The sequence below is a fragment of the Microcoleus sp. M2_D5 genome (assembly GCF_036701935.1).
Classification (GTDB): Bacteria; Cyanobacteriota; Cyanobacteriia; order Cyanobacteriales; family Microcoleaceae; genus Microcoleus.
The window spans coordinates 1-1,992 of the sequence record NZ_JAUBRP010000020.1 but is presented as its reverse complement, the minus strand read 5'-3'; the positions used below and the strand labels follow the sequence as shown (position 1 = coordinate 1,992).

Sequence of the window (1,992 nt, the reverse complement as noted above, 5' to 3'; positions counted from 1 at the left end):
AACAATCCCCCAATCTAAAATCTAAAATCTAAAATCTAAAATTTAAATGACTGACTCTTCCTCCCTAGCAAACACCCTTTCCGAACCGCTGCGCCAGCCTTTTTGGTGGGCAGCCCTAGCTTCTGTCGGCCTGCACGGAGTGCTCGGAGCAACCGCTCCGACACTCTCAAACATACTTTATGGTGGAAATTCCTCAAAAAATATCCCCGGTTCCGTCGGCTTAGTAGAACTAACTCCCGCAGAAGTCAGCCGTTTGCCACAAACCATACCACCGAAACCCTCTAATACGCGATTTACGCCATTTTCGATCGCACCAGTTCCCCTTCCACCAGCGCCAAAGTTAGCCCCGCCCTTGCCCCCCGCACCTGATACCATCAACTTGCCCGCCATGCCGCCGGGAATGCCCCCTCCTGGATTCTTTTCCCCTCTCCCTCCTTCCCCTCTCCCGCCCTTCACGGCCCCAACAGCCCCACCACCTCCCACAACTCCATCCCCAACAGTCAGAGCCCCCTCCCAGCCAATACCCACTTTCGTCCCACCCGTACCTCCCAGCGGTTTCCTTTTCCCGCCCTTACCAGGTAATTTCGATCGCAATATCCCGCCACCACCATCGCTGAATGAAGCGCCCCAGATTCCCGGCGGCGGCTCGGAAGATGAAGCAGAGGCGCTCAAAAGGATTATAGCCAGTAGAGGCGGACTGCCACTATTTCCAGACGGAGCTCCAGTCTTTACCCCGGAATTCCCAATTGGCAGGAACGTGGGACCCGATGGAGTACCAAAATTGACTCAAAAAGATCCCAATAAAAGGACTCTCATCGCAGAAACTCCGTCCGGCCAACCGGGTTCAAACTTACCCACCGACAGAGAGACACTGCTGGCCGCTGGAGAAACCTATGTTGCTTTGTTTGAGAAATTCAAAAAGGCTTATCCTGACTTGGAAACGACGGGGCCGACTCCTGTGAATGTCCCTTATCCCGTAACAGCTTGCTCGCAAAAACTCCAAGGAACAGCAGTTTTTGGAGCAGTTGTCAGCCCTCAAGGCTTGCTCAAGGCCGAGCCACAGCCGATCGTCCGCACGGGTTACGGTATTCTCGACAATGCGGCTAAAATTGCGATTATTAGCCCTTCTCTAACATTTGAAGCAGCCAGCACGCACAAGCTTTACCAACTGGCTGTCGAGTTTAAGTACGACGAAAAACTTTGTAGTGGCATTCCTGTCACCCCAACCAGACCCAACCCACCAGGCCAGCAGCAGCCAGCGCCCGCCCCCACAGCGCCCAGCAGACCAACAGGCCAGCCGCCCTCCCCAGCGCCTGCTGAAGTGAAACCGCAGTTTGAGAAGCCGCCGGCCCCTTCAAACAAACCGCAGCCAGGGGCCCAACCGTCGCCGCCGGCACCCAAGCCCACGGCTCAACCGTCGCCCTCGCCTGAACCGAAACCAGCCGCGGAACAGTCGCCATCTCCTCAACCGCAACCCGCCGAAGAGTCCCCGCAGCCGGAAGCAGCGCCATCTCCTGCTGCCGAAGTGTCGCCGTCACCATCGCCGGAAGCAGCGCCATCTCCTGCTGCCGAAGAGTCCCCGCAGCCCGAAGCTGCACCATCTCCTGCCGCCCAAGAGTCCCCGCAGCCGGAAGTGTCGCCATCTCCTGCCGCCCAAGAGTCGCCATCTCCTGCCCCGGAAGTGTCGCCCTCGCCGGAAGCAGCGCCATCTCCTGCGGCTACCGAAAATTAATGGGGCATCGGTAATTGGGCATCGATAATTGGCAATCGGGTATGAGAATGGGTAATATCCGATCTGCTTGCTTCACTATTGTGAGTTAGTAGTTAGTAAGCTGTTCTACATTTAAATTGTCTGTTAAAAAACAATCAAATTCTTGTGGGGTGGGCGGGAGAGCCCGCCCTCAACATACAATTTAAATGCGCGACAGCTTAGGATCGCGAATTAAATAACTTATAATTTTAATTGTTATTGTGGGATGGGCGTCCCGCCCG

General features: G+C 55.5%; 1 protein-coding gene. It reads left to right on the top strand.

The features are described 5' to 3' along the window. The first annotated feature begins 46 nt into the window (after positions 1 to 46). Positions 47 to 1,732: a hypothetical protein gene (locus tag QUA50_RS11020; RefSeq protein ID WP_333265567.1), complete on the top strand. Its 1,686-nt coding sequence runs from the start codon at positions 47 to 49 to the stop codon at positions 1,730 to 1,732. Positions 1,733 to 1,992 lie beyond the last annotated feature (260 nt).